Genomic DNA, 18,435 nt, shown 5'->3' with positions numbered 1-18,435 from the left:
TTTAAAAAAAAGGTTATTCTAGTTCTCTTCCAAAACGAGTAAATCGTTGCACAAAAGAATTAAATATCGGTTTATTTTGATTGTAAAACTCCAAATCACCGCGATCTTTCATTACCATTAGCAAACTTCTATAGCGTTCAATATCGGTAATAATATCGGTTGCAATTCCGTTTTGAATAGAAGGTTGTATTCCGGCGTAATACTTCAGATTTTGTTTGTACTTGGTCATTAATTTTTCTAATAATTCACGCGCTTTTGCTTTTTCGCCTAATTCATAATAACCCGAAGCAAATGGTTCAACCATGGTGTAATAACTGTAATAATCCATAGGCATTTTGGTCAAGGCTAATTCAATGACTTTTTGGGCTTTTTCTTTATCGCCTTCATTGATTAATTGCTCCATTAATCGCGCCATATTGGTACGGTATGAAATGCTGTTTTTTCTGGTTTCTGGATCGTGATAAATGGTAGTCAAATCGCCATTGCCCCATTTCCAGTTCATGACCAAATCATACATTTTTTCACTGTCAATTTGGCCCATATCATAAGGGTTATCTTTGTCTACTGGCGTTTTTATCGGTACTAGTTTATATACTAAGCCGTCTAGTTGTAGGTAATCTTTCATCCAAAGATAATCATCATCCCCAAAACTTCCACCGGTAAAGTAAATAGGTCTTTCCCAATTATTATTGGCCAAAACATCTAACATCATTAGTCGATTTTTATACATCGCACTGCCTTTGATGTCTAAGTCGATGTACGGTACTATAGAATCATAGTCTTTTTTGTTAACCACTTTATTCTTGATGATGGCATTTTTATCTACCGGAATTCTGATTTTATTGGTTGGAAAAAAATGAATGGTTTGTCCGTTTTGTAAATCAATAGTAGATCTAGGATCTTTGATAAAGTCAATAAAAGCTTTGATGTCCCAACGAGCATCCGTTTTTGGGATATGAGCTACGTAATCTAATTTGTCACCAACGTATTCATTGTGGTTGAAGGAAATAGGCAATCCATCAGCATCATACGTTTTAAACTTCATTTGGTCAATATACCAATCGGTCATAAATAAACTGGTATTTACAATCTTAATATCGGTTCTGATGCCTTCTATTTCTTGGGCATACCATAACGGGAAAGTGTCGTTGTCGCCAATAGTAAACAGGATGGCATTTTTTTCGCAGGATTCGAGATAATTTTTAGCCATGGCTATAGCTGTATATCTATTGGAACGATCGTGGTCATCCCAGTTTTGAGTTGCCATCAAAATCGGCGCTGCTAAAAGGCAAGCGGCAATTACAACCGGTCCAACAATTTTTGATTTCAGGTACTCTGAAATTATTTCGTAGATGGCATATACGCCAAATCCAATCCAAAGGGCAAAAACATAGAACGAACCTACGAGAGCATAATCTCTTTCTCTTGGTTCAAATGGTCTTTCGTTTAAGTAAATTTTTAAGGCCAAACCGGTAAATAGGAACAGTATGAGTAAAACGTAAAAGCTTTTTAAATTACGCTGCGCGTGGTACATCAATCCGATTAACCCAATGATGAATGGCAAGAAATAATAAACATTTCGACCTTTGTTATTGATAACATCATCCGGAAGATTTTCTTGAGAACCTTTGCCTAAGTGTACTTCGTCTATGAATTTTATACCACTTAACCAATTTCCATCGAGGTTGTCATATTTTCCTTGAACATCATTTTGTCTTCCGACAAAATTCCACAACAAATACCTTCCGTACATGTATCCGAATTGGTATTCGATCATGAAACTGATATTGTCCCAAGTAGAAGGTTTTTCCACGATTAGATAATCACTGTATTTTTTTAGAAATGAAATATAATCTTCGTTGTCAATTTGTTTTTGGGCATAAGCAGATTTGAAGTCGTTGATGTTTTTCTGCATCTCATCTTTCAATTGAACTACAGCTTGCATAACTTGTTCTTCACTCAAGCTGTCGATATCAACACCGTATTGTGCCAAATCCTCTTCGTAAGGATAGTTTTGATTTAAAGTGAATTTTGGAATATCTGTAAATTGTACATAATTCTCGATATGGTCATTACTCCAAAGACGTGGTAGTATGGCTTTGTGTTTGTTGTCTGAATTTTGTTCGGCATTTTTATAATTGTTTACAATTACATATTTACCGGTTTTATAATCTCTTTCGTAATTGGGTGCTTTATCTAAGTAAGGTTGGTCTTCATCTAATCCGGCAAAAGTATCGGTGTACTGCGGGCCGTAAAACAATGGGTTAACACCATATTGCTCACGATTGTAGTAAGCTAAAACTTCGGCGGCATCAGAAGGTTTGTTTTCATTAATCACCACATTGGCATTGGCACGAATCGGTAGCATCATCCAAGTGGAGAAACCAATCAGTACAAAAAGAATACACAGCAACACAGTGTTGTAAAAAGGATGTCCTTTCTCGCGGGTGTATTTTAATCCAAAATAGAAAAAAACAATGATCAGTAAAGTGGAGAAAATCGTTCCTGAGTTGAAAGGCAAGCCAATACTATTCACCATAAAGATTTCCATTTTACCAAAGAAAGCTAGTGTGTATGGCAATAATAATTTGAAAATAAACAACAACACAGCCACAATAATCACATTGGCAATAAGGAAACTTTTGAGGTTTACAGTCTTGTAATTTTTGAAAAAATATAAAAATCCAATGGCAGGAATAGTCAATAAGGCCATAAAGTGAACTCCAAAGGAAAGCCCAACGATTAGGGAAATAAGCAATAACCAACGATTGCCTTTTGGGGTGTGCATTTCTTCTTCCCAACGCAAGCCAAGCCAAAATAATAAGGCAATAAATAATGAGGCCATAGCATACACTTCGGCTTCCACAGCATTGAACCAAAAGCTGTCAGAGAAAGTTAAAGTTAAAGAACCAACCATGGAACTTCCCAAGATAACAATGGCTTTGTTTTTATCCATTTCGGCATAAGAAGAAACAATTTTTCTTAATAAAATGGAGGAAGACCAAAACATAAATAAGATGGTAAAGGCGCTTGAAAATACCGACATCATGTTTACCATTAAAGCAACCGTTTCTTTGTTGGTAGCAAACATCGCAAAGAAAGCGCCTAAAATTTGAAACAAAGGAGCGCCAGGCGGATGTCCAACTTCTAATTTAGCAGCTGTGGCAATATATTCACCACAATCCCAAAAACTCATAGTAGGTTCTACAGTCAGCGAAAAAGTAATTAAAGAAATAGCAAAGGCAGTCCATCCTAAAATGGTATTCCACTTGTTGAAGTTAAAATTCATCATATAAGTATGAAATGAAGGGGTTTTATTTATGGTTACAAAGAAACTATTTTTTTTAACGCAATTAAACTTCAATTAACAAAAAAATCTCAAACCGATAACGAATTAAGTACAAGTTTATTATGTCCTCAGTTGATGGTTTTGTAGAGGATGTATTTAATTTTTTCATAGAATTGTTTGTGTAAAATAAAATTTGTTCTAAATTTGCACTCGCATTCAGCAACGCTGGTCTATGGTGTAATGGTAACACAACTGTTTTTGGTGCAGTCTTTCTAGGTTCGAGTCCTAGTAGACCAACGACAAAATCCCGCTATAAGCGGGATTTTTTGTTTATGTCGGGCGAGAAGTTTATTCCGAATTTCTTTCAAAAGTCTTGTCAGATTAAAACAAAAAGCCTCTCGTATAGAGAGGCTTTTTGTTTTATGTTGCTTTGAATCTTAAATTTTAAAGGTAACTACAGGTTTTACGGCATGATTAACCAAGTCTTCGCTTATGCTTCCGTTAAAGAAGTGGGCAAGTCCTTTTCTGCCATGTGTGCTCATTCCTATTAAATCAGCATCAATGTGATTTGTGAAATTTAAAACGCCACTTTCAACATTAACATCGTTGTAAATGTGTGTGGAATATTTGTTAATGCTAAAGCTGGCAATAAAATCTTTCATTATTTCTTGAGCCACATGAGTTGGTTTAAAACTACTTGGAGTATTAATCATGACAAGGAATAGTTCTGCGTCAAACTTATTGGCAAATTCAACCACTTTGCTGAACGGTTTTTTGATTTCCTCTGAAAAGTCGGAAGCAAAAACAAATTTATTGACCTCAAAGTCACCGGCTTCTTTTTTGATGATCAAAACGGGTATATCGGAATTACGAACTACTTTTTCAGCATTGGAACCAATAAACATCTCTTTAAATCCGCTGGCACCGTGTGAACCCATTACGATTAAATCAACGTCATTTTTTTTACTAATATTCATAATTCCTTCAAAGGCCAATTCAAATTGTATGATTTCAGAAACTTTCAATCCCTCGAGGCATTCGTCATCCATTAAATCTTCTAATCTATTGATGGCTGCATTTTTGAAAAGCATTATTTCAGGTAAATCATGACCGCTTCCAATAGCGTCGCCGGCTTGATGAGGTAATTCTAACATGTGAAGAAGAAAAATTTCTCCTCCGTTTTTTCTAGCTATTTGAGCAGCAACTCTTAAAGCGTATTTTGCGTGGTCTGAAAAGTCTGTTGGGACTAAAATTTTTTTCATAATGTAAAAAAGTAAGTTTTGGATAGGATATTTTAACACAATAAAGGTATTATTTTTTTTTGATTTAGCAATGATTTTTGATTTATAAAAAAATAACTATATTTGCACCGTTATTTACCATTCAAATTAAATAATGAGGGAAGCAGTGCTTCCCTCTTTTTATACAACTATGACATTTAAAGAGAAAGTTACGAATTTATTAGAGGAAGCATTACAAGAAAAAGCTTCTTTGTTTTTAGTAGATTTAAGTATTTCAGAGAGTTATAAAATTACCGTAACTTTGGATGGTGATAACGGTGTGATTTTGCAAGATTGTATCGACATCAGTCGGGTAATCGAAAATAATTTAGACCGTGAAGAACAAGATTTTTCTTTGGAAGTTGCATCGGCCGGTGTTTCAACACCTTTAAAATTGGTCAGACAATACAAAAAAAATATTGGCAGAACCTTGAAAGTGAAAACTGCTGCAGAAACCATTGAAGCAAAACTAGAAGCAGCTACAGAAGAAAGTATAACACTTTCGTGGACTGCAAGAGAACCAAAAAAAGTGGGTAAAGGAAAAGAAACGGTAGAACACCAACGTGAAATTCCTTATTCAGAAATAAAAGAAGCAATTGTTATTATAATATTTAATTAAAACTTGGCATGGAAAATATTGCATTAATCGAATCATTCTCAGAGTTTAAAGATGATAAACTTATTGATCGAGTAACGCTTATGGCGATTTTGGAGGATGTATTTAGAAACGCATTAAAAAAGAAATACGGTTCGGATGATAATTTTGATATCATCATCAATCCTGATAAAGGAGATATGGAGATATGGAGAAGAAGAATTGTTGTGGCTGATGACGATTTAGATTTAGAAAACGAAGAAATCACCTTGACTGATGCTAGAAAAATTGAACCTGATTTTGAAATCGGAGAAGAAGTTTCTGAAGAAGTAAAATTAATCGATTTAGGAAGAAGAGCGATTTTGGCTTTGCGTCAAAATTTGATTTCTAAAATCCACGAACACGATAATACTAATCTTTACAAACAATTTAAAGATTTAATAGGTGAAATTTACACCGCAGAAGTGCACCACGTTCGCCCAAGAGTTGTAATTTTGGTCGATGATGAAGGAAACGAAATCGTATTACCGAAAGAAAAACAAATACCGTCTGACTTTTTCCGCAAAGGAGATAACGTTCGCGGTATCATCGAAAGTGTTGAATTGAAAGGAAATAAACCACAAATCATCATGTCGAGAACGGCGGATAAATTTTTGGAAAAATTATTCGAACAAGAAATTCCGGAAGTTTTCGATGGTTTAATCATGATTAAAAAAGTAGTGAGAATTCCGGGCGAAAAAGCCAAAGTAGCCGTTGATTCTTATGACGATAGAATAGATCCTGTTGGAGCATGCGTTGGGATGAAAGGTTCTCGTATTCATGGCATCGTTCGTGAGTTAGGAAACGAAAACATCGACGTAATCAATTACACCAGCAACTTGCAGTTGTACATCACCAGAGCATTAAGTCCTGCCAAAGTATCATCGGTTAAAATTGACGAAGAGAAAAAAAGAGCGGAAGTATTCTTGAAATTAGAAGAAGTTTCTAAAGCGATTGGTCGCGGTGGTCACAATATCAAATTGGCCGGATTATTGACCGGTTATGAATTAGATGTAATTCGCGAAGGCATCACGGCAGAAGAAGATGACGTAGAATTAACAGAGTTCTCAGATGAAATCGACGGTTGGGTAATTGACGAATTTGCCAAAATCGGATTGGATACTGCCAGAAGTATTTTGAATCAAGATGTGGCTGATTTAGTGAGAAGAACCGATTTAGAAGAAGAAACCATTTTAGAAGTAATAAGAATATTGAAAGAAGAGTTCGAGGACTAATTCTTTCGCCAAAATAGATAAACATTAAAAAGATTTTATGTCTGAAGGAAATATTAGAATTAATAAAGTTTTAAGGGAATTAAATATTTCTTTGGAAAGAGCTGTGGATTATCTTAAAGATAAGGGCATTGCGATTGAAGCAAGTCCAAACACAAAAATTTCCGATGATGTATACAATATTCTTTGTGGTCAATTTGCCGGAGACAAAGGAAACAAAGAAGCTTCTAAAGGCGTAAGTGAAGAAATCAGAAAAGAAAAAGAAGCACTTCGATTAGAAAGAGAAAAAGAAATCGAAGACAAACGAAAAGCAGAGGAAGAGCGTCAAAGGTTAGAAGTGGTCAAAGCCAAAGCGGTAATCAGTGCACCAAAGCAAATAGGAAAAATTGATTTAGATCCAAAACCGACTGCTCCTGTTACTCCAGCAGAATCTCCGAAAATTGCTGTTGAAAAACCAAAAGAGATTGTTAAAAAAGAAGAAGCTTCTAAAGTTGAAGTTTCTCAAGAAAAACCGTTGCAAGTAGCAGAAGTTGAAAAGCCTGTTTCAGCACAGCCTTCGGAAGAAGCTCCGGTAGACGAAACAATCACGACTCAATACCAAAAATTATCAGGCGCTACTCTAACAGGACAGGTAATTGATTTATCTCAATTCAACAAGCCTAAAAAGAAAAAAGAGGAATTCAAAAAAGACGCCAATAAGCCTGCAACTCCGGGTGCCGGACAAACTGCGGCGCAAGCAGCTCAAAATGCTGCTAATAAAAACAAAAGAAAAAGAATACCGGGCAAACCGGGTGAAGCTGGAAAACCTGCAATCACAGGTGGTGGCGGAGGTAATGCTTTTGGACCTAATAAAACCGGTAACAAACCTGGCGGCGGATTCCAAAAAGGAGCTCGTCCTGCGATAGTTCAAAAAGTAGAGCCAACGGAAGAGGAAGTTAAAAACCAAATCAAAGAAACTTTAGAGCGTCTTCAAGGAAAAGGAAACAAATCTAAAGCAGCCAAATACAGAAGAGACAAACGTGATACGCACCGTCAAAGAAATGAAGACGAAATGCAAGCGCTTGAAGAAGGAAGCAAAACCATCAAAGTAACCGAGTTTGTTACGGTAGGTGAAATCGCAACCATGATGGATGTGCCGATTACCAAAGTGATTGGAACTTGTATGTCATTGGGAATCATGGTAACCATGAACCAACGTTTAGATGCAGAAACACTTTCTATTGTGGCTGATGAATTTGGTTATGAAGTAGAATTTATCACAACTGATATCGAAGAAACGATGGAAGTGGTGGAAGATCGCCCTGAAGATTTAGTTACTCGTGCGCCAATCGTAACCGTAATGGGTCACGTGGATCACGGTAAAACATCTTTACTGGATTACATTCGAAATGAAAACGTAATCGCCGGAGAATCGGGAGGAATCACTCAGCACATTGGTGCTTATGCGGTTACTTTAGAAGGCGGACAAAGAATCACTTTCTTAGATACACCGGGTCACGAAGCGTTTACCGCAATGCGTGCTCGTGGTGCTCAAGTTACCGATATCGCCATTATTGTAGTGGCGGCGGATGATGACATTATGCCACAAACTAAAGAAGCGATTAGTCACGCACAAGCAGCCGGAGTTCCTATGATATTTGCCATCAACAAAATTGATAAGCAAGGCGCGAATCCTGAAAAGATTAAAGAGAAATTAGCGGCCATGAATTTATTGGTAGAAGATTGGGGTGGAAAATACCAATCACACGATATCTCTGCGAAAAAAGGAACAGGGGTTAAAGAATTATTAGAAAAAGTATTGCTTGAAGCTGAAATATTAGACTTAAAAGCAAACCCAAATAAACTGGCAGTTGGAACTGTAGTAGAAGCTCAATTAGATAAAGGAAGAGGATATGTATCCACAATATTGGTGCAATCAGGAACTTTGAAAGTGGGTGATTACGTTTTGGCCGGTAAAAATCACGGTAAGGTGAAAGCCATGCACGATGAAAGAGGGCACAGTGTAAAAGAAGCCGGACCGTCAACACCAATCTCTATTTTAGGTTTGGATGGTGCGTCAACTGCAGGAGATAAATTCAACGTGTTTGAAGACGAAAGAGAAGCGAAACAAATTGCCGCTAAACGTACGCAATTAATGCGCGAACAATCGGTTAGAACACAACGTCATATTACCTTGGCGGAAATTGGTCGTCGTATTGCTTTAGGTCAATTTAAAGAATTGAATATTATCCTTAAAGGAGATGTGGATGGATCTGTAGAGGCACTTTCAAGTGAGTTCTCCAAATTATCAACCGAAGAAATTCAAATTAATATTATCCACAAAGGTGTTGGAGCGATTACAGAAACTGACGTAATGTTGGCTTCTGCTTCAGATGCCATTATTATCGGATTTAACGTTCGCCCTGCCGGAAATGCTCGTCAATTGGCACAAAAAGAAGAAATCGATATCAGAAGTTATTCTATTATCTACGATGCAATCAACGACTTGAAAGACGCGATGGAAGGCATGTTGTCTCCGGAAATGAAAGAAGAAATTACCGGTACCGCTGAAATTCGTGAGATTTTCAAAGTGTCTAAAGTAGGTTCAATCGCCGGATGTATGGTTACGGATGGAAAAATCTTTAGAAACTCTAAGATTCGTCTGATTCGTGAAGGAGTAGTTATCTACACAGGTGAATTAGCTACTTTAAAACGTTTCAAAGACGATGTAAAAGAAGTTGCTAAAGGATACGATTGTGGTATACAAATAAAGAATTACAACGATATTGAACAACTGGATTTAATCGAAGCTTTCCAAGAAGTTGAAGTAAAGAAAAAGTTGAAATAAACACAAGAAAAAAGCCCCGATAAATTCGGGGCTTTTTTTATTTATTCGGTTTAATTAAAAAGGCATTAGGGAATTTCTTTTTGATCAATTCTAAGTTTTTTTCCGCTTCAATTCGGGTTTTAAAATTGCCTACCCAAACTTTGTAAGCCGGAGTACTGAAAACGATAGTAGCGTCAAGATTTTTGTTTTCCTTTTTAAAATCCATCAAAGCTTTTTTAGAGTTTTCGCTATCTCCATTGAATATCTGAATTTTATAACGGTCGTTAATGGTGATCGAACTGTTTATTTTTCTTTTTTCGTTTAGCAATTGTTCAAACTTTGGGTCTTGACTTACAGCTACTTTTGCTTCTTGACCAAAGCTTTTTTGTGTCAAAAAGAAAAGAAAAGAAGCGCTTAAAATGAGCTTTATTTTATGGAAATCTTTCATAATGATTTGATTTTTATACAAATGTAAAACTTAAAAAATTAAACAAAACAGTATTTGTTATTTAGAATTAATATAAATTGGTATTTATGATATATTTAAGGTTTTGAGAATAGTTCATAAGTCGTATTTTTGTGCAAGTTTTTAATAAAGCATGGAATTTTAACTGAAAATAGGTTCAGAAAAAACCATGCCAACATTAGTCGATAATCATTATATTATATGAAAAAAATGGGTAACCATAATTCGATTTCAAGGAAAATAGTCTTCAGTCTAGCTTTGATGCTAGCGTTCTCCTTCACTTCATTTTCACAAGCAACACCGCCGGCAACGGACGCAGCAGCAACTCCTGCAGCTGATGCTCCAGCGGCAGCTATGGGAGGTGATCCAGTAGCCGGAAAAGCTTTGTTTAACGCCAATTGTGCGGCATGTCACGCTCTTGATAAAAAGATGACCGGTCCGGCATTAAGAGGGGTTTCTGCAAAGTATGACAAGCCTTGGCTTTACAAATGGATTAACAACAGTTCTGCTGTGATTAAGTCGGGCGATGCTAAAGCAATCAAGATTTTTGAAGAGTACAACAAGTCTGTCATGACTGCATTTCCTAACTTGTCAACAGCTGATATTGATAATATCATAGCATACACTGACGAGAAAAAAGCGGAAGCGCCTACTGCTACAGCGGCTGTTCCGGGAACAGGTGGTGCTGACAGCGGGTTGTCAAACAATGTAATTTTGGGAGCATTAGCTTTAGTGATGTTGATGTTGGTAGTGATGTTGTTCTTCGTGAACAATGTATTAGCCAAAGTTGCCAAAGCTAACGGAATTGAAGTAGCTGCTAAAGAGGGTTCCTTACCAATTTGGAAAGCCTTTGCTAAAAATCAATTCCTAGTATTGGTTGCTTCAATCTTCTTATTGTTGTCAAGTGGTTATTTCGTTTATGGATGGATGATGCAAGTGGGTGTTGATCAAGATTACGCTCCAATTCAACCAATACACTATTCTCACAGAATTCACGCCGGAAGTAACGGTATCGATTGTAAATATTGTCACTCTGCTGCCAGAGTTAGTAAAAACGCCGGTATTCCTTCGTTGAATGTTTGTATGAATTGTCATAAAAACATTTCGGAAGTAGCCGATACAACTGCTACAGCTGAATACACAAAGGCATTCTATGACGGAGAAATTCAAAAATTATATGATGCCGTAGGTTGGGATAAGTCTACCCAAAAATACACCGGAAAAACCAAACCGGTTAAATGGGTTCGTATTCACAACTTGCCTGACTTTGCTTATTTCAATCACTCACAACACGTAACGGTTGCTGGTATTGAATGTCAAAAATGTCACGGTCCTGTGCAAGAGTATGAAATACAAAAACAGTTTGCTCCATTAACTATGGGTTGGTGTATTAAGTGTCACCGCGAGACAGATGTTAAGATGGAAGGCAATGGTTATTATACCAAAATTCACGAAGAACTTTCTAAAAAATATGGTGTAGACAAGTTAACTGCAGCGCAAATGGGAGGTTTAGAATGTGGAAAGTGCCACTATTAATCAATTTATTAAGAAGCTAATATTTATATACGATGTCATCGAACAAAAAATACTGGAAAAGTGTTGAGGAACTAAACGAAAATAGTTCTATTGTTGAGACGCTTAGAAATAATGAATTTGTGGAAGCTATTCCAACAGACGAATTTTTATCCGATAAAGATTCATTATCTTCTTCTTCAACAACTCGTCGTGATTTCTTGAAATACGTTGGATTCAGTACTGCAGCTGCTACATTGGCTGCTTGTGAAGGACCTGTACACAAATCTATTCCTTACGTTTTACAACCGGAACAAATCATCCCGGGTGTTGCCGATTATTTTGCAACCTCTATGTTTGACGGTTTTGATTTTGCTAATTTATTGGTGAAAACACGTGAAGGTCGTCCAATCAAAATTGAAAATAATGCTATAGCCGGTGCTAAGTTTACAGCCAACGCGAGAGTACATGCTTCTGTGTTGTCTTTGTATGATAACATGCGCCTTAAAGTTACTAAGATTGCTCAAAAGGATGCTACATGGGTAGAAGCCGACTTGAAAATCAAAGCAAGTTTGGCTGAAGCTAAAGCAAAAGGAGGACAAGTTGTTTTGTTAACCAACACTTTGGCAAGTCCATCTACTGAAAAATTAATCGCTGAATTTATTGCTCAAAACCCAACCGCTAAGCACGTAGTTTACGATTCAGTTTCTGAATCTGCCGCTTTAGATGCCTTCGAAGCAGTTTACGGTGAAAGAGCTTTAGTAGATTATGATTTTTCTAAAGCAAATACTGTCGTTTCTATCGGTGCAGATTTCCTAGGAGATTGGCAAGGAGGTGGTTTTGATAGCGGTTATGCTCAAGGAAGAATTCCTCAAAAAGGTAAAATGTCTAAACACTTTCAGTTTGAAGCCAATATGACTTTGTCTGGCGCTGCTGCTGATCAACGTGTGCCGATGACTGTCGCTAATCAAAAATTAGCTTTAGTTAAAATATACAATATTGTTACGGGTTCCTCAGTTTCTGTTGGTAAAGTAGCCAACGAAGATGCGGTAACCAAAGCAGCCCAACAATTGAAAGCTGCCGGTTCTAAAGGACTTTTGGTTTCGGGTATTCAAGATAAAAATGCTCAGTTATTGGTTTTAGCCATTAACCAAGCTTTATCTAGCGAAGCTTTCTCAACCGTTGGAACGCGTCAAATTAGAAAAGGTTCTGATGCAAAAGTAACTCAACTATTAGCCGATATGGCTGCAGGAAACGTTCATACTTTAATTATGAGTGGCGTCAATCCGGTTTACACTTTAGCTAACGGAAAAGCGTTTGCAGAAGGATTGAAAAAAGTAAAATTATCTGTAGCGTTCTCTTTAAAAGAAGACGAAACCGCTTCACTTACCAATATAGCTGTTCCTGCTCCTCACTATTTGGAGTCTTGGAATGACTTGATGTTGACTAAAGGAACCTATTCTTTGGTACAACCAACCATTCGTCCGTTATTTAGTTCAAAACAATTCCAAGAAGGATTGTTGTCATGGAATGGAAATGGTACTGCTTATTACGATTATATCAAAGCAAATTCTGCTGCGTACTTAAACGGATTGACTTGGAACAAAGCTGTTCATGATGGTGTGTCTGTAGGCGTAGCTTCAGCTGCTGCCGGTGGTTCGGCAGATTATTCAGCTGCTGCGAATGCTTTGGCACAATCAAAACCAGCTAACGGATTTGAATTGGTATTGTATACTAAAACAGGTTTAGGAGATGGTCAACAAGCCAACAACCCTTGGTTACAAGAGTTCCCGGATCCAATTACAAGAGTATCTTGGGATAACTATATTACAGTTTCAAAAGCAGATGCTGATAAAAAAGGATTAACGAATGAAATCGTTGCCAATGGTGGTCTTAACGGAAGTTATGCTACTGTAAAAGTTGGTGATACTTCTATCACTGCTCCGGTAATTGTTCAACCGGGTCAAGCCGTTGGAACAATCGGTTTGGCTTTAGGATACGGTAAAAAAGCCGCTTTAAAAGAAGAAATGCAAGTAGGTGTTAACGCTTACGCTTTATATAATAACTTTGATAACGTTCAATCAGCTACTTTAACTAAAGCCGATGGTGAGCATGAGTTTGCTTGTGTTCAGTCTCAAAAAACTTTGATGGGTAGAGGTGATATTATCAAAGAAACTACTTTAACTGTTTTCACTGCCAAATTTGATGAGCCTGAAGTATGGAATCCTTCACCGATGGTTTCATTGGATCATAAAGAAGTAAAAGCAACTTCAGTGGATTTATGGGAATCATTTGATCGTTCGGTTGGACATCATTTTAACTTGTCAATCGACTTGAATGCCTGTACCGGATGTGGTGCTTGTGTTATTGCTTGTCATGCTGAAAACAATGTTCCTGTAGTGGGTAAATCAGAAGTTAGAAGAAGCCGTGATATGCACTGGTTGCGTATTGACAGATATTATTCTTCTGAAGAAACTTTTGCAGGAGACAACAAGAAGAAAAAAGAATTCGATGGTTTGTTTGGTGAAAAAGGATCATTAGGCGGATTTGGAGATATGGAGAATCCTGGAGATAATCCTCAAGTAGTTTTCCAACCGGTAATGTGTCAACACTGTAACCACGCACCATGTGAAACAGTTTGTCCTGTGGCAGCAACTTCTCACGGTCGTCAAGGTCAAAACCAAATGGCTTATAACAGATGTGTTGGTACTCGTTACTGTGCTAACAACTGTCCGTATAAAGTACGTCGTTTCAACTGGTTCTTATATAGCAATAACGAAGAATTTGACTTTCACATGAATGATGATTTAGGCCGTATGGTGGTGAATCCTGATGTGAATGTTCGTTCTCGTGGGGTTATGGAAAAATGTTCAATGTGTATTCAAAAAACACAATTGACTATACTAACAGCAAAACGCGAAGGCAGAGAAGTAGGTGTGGAAGAATTCCAAACTGCATGTTCTTCTGCTTGTACAACTGGTGCAATGGTTTTTGGAGATGTTAACAACAAAGAAAGTAAAGTTGCCAAGTTAGCCGAAAACAATAGAATGTACCACTTGTTAGAAAGTGTTGGAACAAAACCAAATGTTTTCTACCACGTTAAAGTTAGAAATACCTAGTATCAAAAAATAATTAATTAAGAAACAATATAAAGGATTATGTCGTCTCACTACGAAGCACCCATTAGAAAACCTTTAGTTATTGGTGATAAATCTTATCACGATGTAACAGTAGATGTCGCTGCGCCTGTAGAAGGTAGAGCCAACAAACAATGGTGGACAGTATTTTCAATTGCATTAGCCGCTTTCCTTTGGGGAATTGGTTGTATAGTATATACTATCTCTACCGGAATTGGAACCTGGGGTTTAAATAAAACTGTAGGTTGGGCTTGGGATATCACTAACTTCGTTTGGTGGGTTGGTATCGGTCACGCCGGAACACTTATCTCTGCTGTACTATTATTATTCCGTCAAAGATGGAGAATGGCGATTAACCGTTCTGCGGAGGCGATGACCATCTTCTCGGTAATTCAAGCAGGTTTATTCCCAATTATCCACATGGGTCGTCCATGGTTAGCTTATTGGGTTGTGCCGATTCCAAACCAATTTGGTTCATTATGGGTTAACTTTAACTCGCCGTTACTTTGGGACGTATTTGCGATTTCAACGTATCTTTCTGTGTCATTGGTATTCTGGTGGACAGGTTTATTACCGGATTTCGCGATGTTGAGAGACAGAGCTGTAACGCCTTTTACTAAGAAAATTTATTCTATCCTATCTTTCGGATGGAGCGGAAGAGCTAAAGACTGGCAACGTTTTGAAGAGGTTTCTCTTGTATTGGCCGGTTTAGCAACACCACTGGTACTTTCTGTACACACGATTGTATCCTTTGACTTTGCTACTTCGGTAATTCCGGGTTGGCATACGACAATCTTCCCACCGTATTTCGTTGCGGGAGCGGTATTTTCAGGATTCGCGATGGTAAACACTTTGTTAATCATCATGAGAAAAGTATCAAAATTAGAAGCTTACATCACCATTCAACACATCGAATTAATGAACATTGTAATTATGATTACGGGTTCTATCGTTGGGGTTGCCTATATCACTGAGTTATTCGTAGCTTGGTATTCAGGAGTAGAGTATGAACAATACGCTTTCTTGAACAGAGCAACCGGTCCATACTGGTGGGCTTACTGGTCGATGATGACTTGTAACGTTTTCTCTCCACAGTTCATGTGGTTCAAGAAATTAAGAACCAGTATTATGTTCTCTTTTATCATTTCGATTGTGGTTAATATTGGTATGTGGTTTGAGCGTTTTGTAATTATCGTTACCTCATTACACAGAGATTATCTTCCATCATCATGGACGATGTTCCAACCAACCTTTGTTGATATCGGAATCTTCATCGGTACGATTGGTTTCTTCTTTGTATTATTCCTTTTATATGCGAGAACATTCCCTGTGATTGCTCAAGCAGAGGTTAAAACAATCTTGAAATCATCAGGAGAAAATTATAAGAGACAAAGAGAAGCAGAAGGTCATAATCATTCAGATAAACATTAATATTTGCTATGAGTAGTAATAAAGTTATACACGCAATATACAATGATGATGATGTATTAATGGATGCGGTTCACAAAACCAGAGCAGCCCATCATCATATTGAGGAAGTTTTCACTCCTTTCCCTGTTCACGGTTTAGATAAAGCTATGGGATTGGCACCAACTCGTTTAGCCATTTGTGCATTCATCTATGGATGTATCGGTTTAACAGTGGCAACAGTTATGATGAATTACATCATGATTACTGATTGGCCGCAAGACATTGGTGGAAAACCAAGTTTTAGTTATATCCAAAACATGCCGGCTTTTGTGCCTGTAATGTTTGAGATGACCGTATTTTTTGCAGCCCACTTAATGGTAATCACTTTTTACATGAGAAGTAAATTATGGCCATTTAAAGAAGCTGAAAACCCTGACGTGAGAACTACTGATGACCACTTCTTAATGGAAGTTGCTGTTCATGATAATGAAGCAGAATTGGTAAAATTCTTCGAAGGAACAGGAGCAGTAGAAGTAAAAGTAATTGATAAGCATTAATAATAGATATGAAAAGTTTACTTAAAATAGCATTTGTATTCGGTAGCATTGTTTCTTTATCTTCTTGTAAAGATGATTTGAAACCAAACTATCAGTATATGCCAAATATGTACGAATCTGTGGCTTATGAAACCTATGCTGAGTCAGACGCTTTCAATTCTCCAACCGGTGAAAAAGGCAAAGAAGGTCAAGTGCCTGCTGAAGGTTCAATAAAAAGAGGTTTTGTTCCTTATGAATATCCAAATACACCTGAAGCTTTAGCTGCCATTAAAGTTATAAACCCTAAATCACCTCTTGATTCAACTCAAGTAGACATGAAAAAGGCAGAAGAACTTTACGGTATTTACTGCGCTATCTGTCATGGTAGTGAAGGTAACGGAAAAGGAAAATTGGTTACCCAAGAAAAATTCTTAGGTGTTCCAAGTTATGCCGATAGAGTTATCAATGAGGGTAGTATTTTCCATGTAGTAACGTATGGTTTGAATTCTATGGGTTCTCACGCCAATCAGTTAAGTCAGGAAGAGCGTTGGTTGGTTGCCGCTTATGTAATGCAACTTAAAAGCAAATTATAATTGTAGAACAAACAGATTGTTATAGATATGTATACATTTTCAAGTAAATTAAAAACCTTTTCTTTTGTCCTAATGATCGTGGGTATCCTTGGGATTGGTTATGGTTTTTTAACTGCACCAAAAGATATTCAGGAGGTTGAGGCTATGTTAAAAGCGGAAGAAGCTGAGCATCACGGTGGTGGTCACGAAGCCGCTCCATCGCATGAAGCAAAAGCAGAAACTGCAACACACGAAGCGCATGCTGAACCTGTAGCAACTGCTACATCAAGCGAGACAGCAGTTGATTCTGTAGCACACGACACCACTACAACTGTGGCGCACGCTGAACCAACTACTCCGGCAGCACATGCTGAACCAGCAGGACATGATGCTAAAGCAAGTGCCGGACATGATGACCATAAAGGACATGCTGAACACGTGTTACACCAATTACAAAATAAACCTTGGGCAGCCTTATATGTAGCTTGTCTTTTCTTTATGTTGATTGCTTTGGGTGCTTTAGCTTTCTATGCTATCCAACAAGTAGCACAAGCAGGATGGTCTCCGGTTTTATTCAGAGTAATGCAAGGAATCACGGCTTATTTATTACCGGGTTCTATCATCTTCTTTATTTTATTACTATTGTTTGGTTTCCATTTCAATCACTTATTTGTTTGGATGAATGATGGTGTGACTGAAGTTGGACATGAAAATTATGATGCGTTAATCGCTGGTAAATCGGGTTATTTAAACTTCCCATTCTGGATTGTTAGAGCTGCTATCTTCATTGCAGGATGGAATTTATACAGACATTTATCAAGAAAGAACTGTTTGGCACAAGATGAAGCTACAGACAACTCTTTCTACAAAAAGAATTTCAAAATGTCAGCGGCATTCTTAGTATTCTTTATCGTAACTGAATCTATCATGTCATGGGATTGGATCATGTCAGTTGACCCTCACTGGTTCAGTACTTTATTCGGATGGTATGTATTTGCCAGTTTCTTTGTAAGTGGAATTACCACCATTTCTATGGTGACTTTATACTTAAAATCTAAAGGATATTTAGAGAATGTAAATTCAAGCCACATCCACGATTTATCAAAATTTATGTTTGGTATTAGTGTATTCTGGACCTACTTATGGTTCTCTCAATTCATGTTGATTTGGTATTCAAACATACCGGAAGAGGTAACCTATTTCAAAACAAGAATTGAAGATTTCAACTTGCCATTCTTCGGAGCGGTAGCCATGAATTTTGTATTCCCAATATTGTTATTAATCAACACTGATTTCAAACGTATTTCTTGGATTATTGTGATGGCAGGTATTATTATCTTATTCGGACACTATGTTGATTTCTTCAACATGATTATGCCGGCAACGGTAGGTGACAGATGGTTCATTGGAATCCCTGAAATATCAGCCATATTATTTTTCCTTGGGTTGTTCATTTTTGTGGTATTCAATGCCTTAACAAAAGCACCATTGGTACCAAAAAGAAATCCTTTCATAGAAGAAAGCAAACATTTTCATTATTAATATTTAAAGTAAATTACAA

General features: G+C 37.2%; 12 protein-coding genes and 1 tRNA gene. 10 read left to right on the top strand and 3 right to left on the bottom strand.

Features of this window, described 5'->3' with window-relative positions; genetic code table 11:
- Positions 1-13: 13 nt before the first annotated feature.
- Positions 14-3,292, bottom strand: coding sequence for a glycosyltransferase family 117 protein (locus tag ICG50_RS00240; protein ID WP_187658912.1), 3,279 nt, complete (start codon positions 3,290-3,292; stop codon positions 14-16).
- Positions 3,293-3,515: 223 nt separating this feature from the next.
- Here ICG50_RS00240 and ICG50_RS00235 point away from each other — a divergent pair.
- Positions 3,516-3,586: transfer RNA gene (locus tag ICG50_RS00235), tRNA-Gln, on the top strand.
- A 140-nt stretch (positions 3,587-3,726) separates the two neighbouring features.
- Here ICG50_RS00235 and ICG50_RS00230 read toward each other — a convergent pair.
- Positions 3,727-4,551: a universal stress protein gene (locus ICG50_RS00230; RefSeq protein ID WP_187658911.1), complete on the bottom strand. Its 825-nt coding sequence runs from the start codon at positions 4,549-4,551 to the stop codon at positions 3,727-3,729.
- Positions 4,552-4,720: 169 nt separating this feature from the next.
- Between ICG50_RS00230 and rimP the strand changes: the two genes are divergently transcribed.
- The 3 genes from rimP to infB are packed head-to-tail and all read left to right on the top strand — an operon-like array spanning position 4,721 to position 9,262.
- Positions 4,721-5,188, top strand: a complete 468-nt coding sequence (rimP, locus tag ICG50_RS00225) for a ribosome assembly cofactor RimP (protein ID WP_187658910.1) — start codon at positions 4,721-4,723, stop codon at positions 5,186-5,188.
- Positions 5,189-5,196: 8 nt separating this feature from the next.
- Complete coding sequence (nusA, locus tag ICG50_RS00220) at positions 5,197-6,438, top strand: transcription termination factor NusA (protein WP_187658909.1); 1,242 nt, start codon at positions 5,197-5,199, stop codon at positions 6,436-6,438.
- Between the two features lie 37 nt (positions 6,439-6,475).
- A complete protein-coding gene (infB, locus tag ICG50_RS00215; RefSeq protein ID WP_187658908.1) occupies positions 6,476-9,262 on the top strand; it encodes a translation initiation factor IF-2 in 2,787 nt (928 codons plus the stop codon).
- Positions 9,263-9,299: 37 nt separating this feature from the next.
- On the opposite strand, the gene ICG50_RS00210 is transcribed toward infB, so the two are convergent.
- Positions 9,300-9,689 (bottom strand): SPOR domain-containing protein, encoded by a 390-nt coding sequence (locus ICG50_RS00210; RefSeq protein WP_187658907.1) that lies wholly within the window; start codon positions 9,687-9,689, stop codon positions 9,300-9,302.
- A 219-nt stretch (positions 9,690-9,908) separates the two neighbouring features.
- On the opposite strand from ICG50_RS00210, the gene ICG50_RS00205 reads away from it, so the two are divergent.
- The 6 genes from ICG50_RS00205 to ICG50_RS00180 are packed head-to-tail and all read left to right on the top strand — an operon-like array spanning position 9,909 to position 18,416.
- Positions 9,909-11,243 (top strand): c-type cytochrome, encoded by a 1,335-nt coding sequence (locus tag ICG50_RS00205; protein WP_187658906.1) that lies wholly within the window; start codon positions 9,909-9,911, stop codon positions 11,241-11,243.
- Positions 11,244-11,275: 32 nt separating this feature from the next.
- Complete coding sequence (locus ICG50_RS00200) at positions 11,276-14,338, top strand: TAT-variant-translocated molybdopterin oxidoreductase (protein WP_187658905.1); 3,063 nt, start codon at positions 11,276-11,278, stop codon at positions 14,336-14,338.
- Positions 14,339-14,377: 39 nt separating this feature from the next.
- A complete protein-coding gene (gene nrfD, locus ICG50_RS00195; RefSeq protein WP_187658904.1) occupies positions 14,378-15,787 on the top strand; it encodes an NrfD/PsrC family molybdoenzyme membrane anchor subunit in 1,410 nt (469 codons plus the stop codon).
- 8 nt (positions 15,788-15,795) lie between these two features.
- Positions 15,796-16,323: a DUF3341 domain-containing protein gene (locus ICG50_RS00190; protein WP_187658903.1), complete on the top strand. Its 528-nt coding sequence runs from the start codon at positions 15,796-15,798 to the stop codon at positions 16,321-16,323.
- 8 nt (positions 16,324-16,331) lie between these two features.
- Positions 16,332-16,895, top strand: coding sequence for a c-type cytochrome (locus ICG50_RS00185; protein ID WP_187658902.1), 564 nt, complete (start codon positions 16,332-16,334; stop codon positions 16,893-16,895).
- 27 nt (positions 16,896-16,922) lie between these two features.
- Positions 16,923-18,416: a quinol:cytochrome C oxidoreductase gene (locus ICG50_RS00180; RefSeq protein ID WP_187658901.1), complete on the top strand. Its 1,494-nt coding sequence runs from the start codon at positions 16,923-16,925 to the stop codon at positions 18,414-18,416.
- Positions 18,417-18,435: the final 19 nt, after the last annotated feature.

Source organism: Flavobacterium buctense (genome assembly GCF_014486695.1).
GTDB lineage: Bacteria > Bacteroidota > Bacteroidia > Flavobacteriales > Flavobacteriaceae > Flavobacterium > Flavobacterium buctense.
Note: the sequence above shows the minus strand (reverse complement) of the source record. Positions and strands in the feature narration are given on the sequence as shown.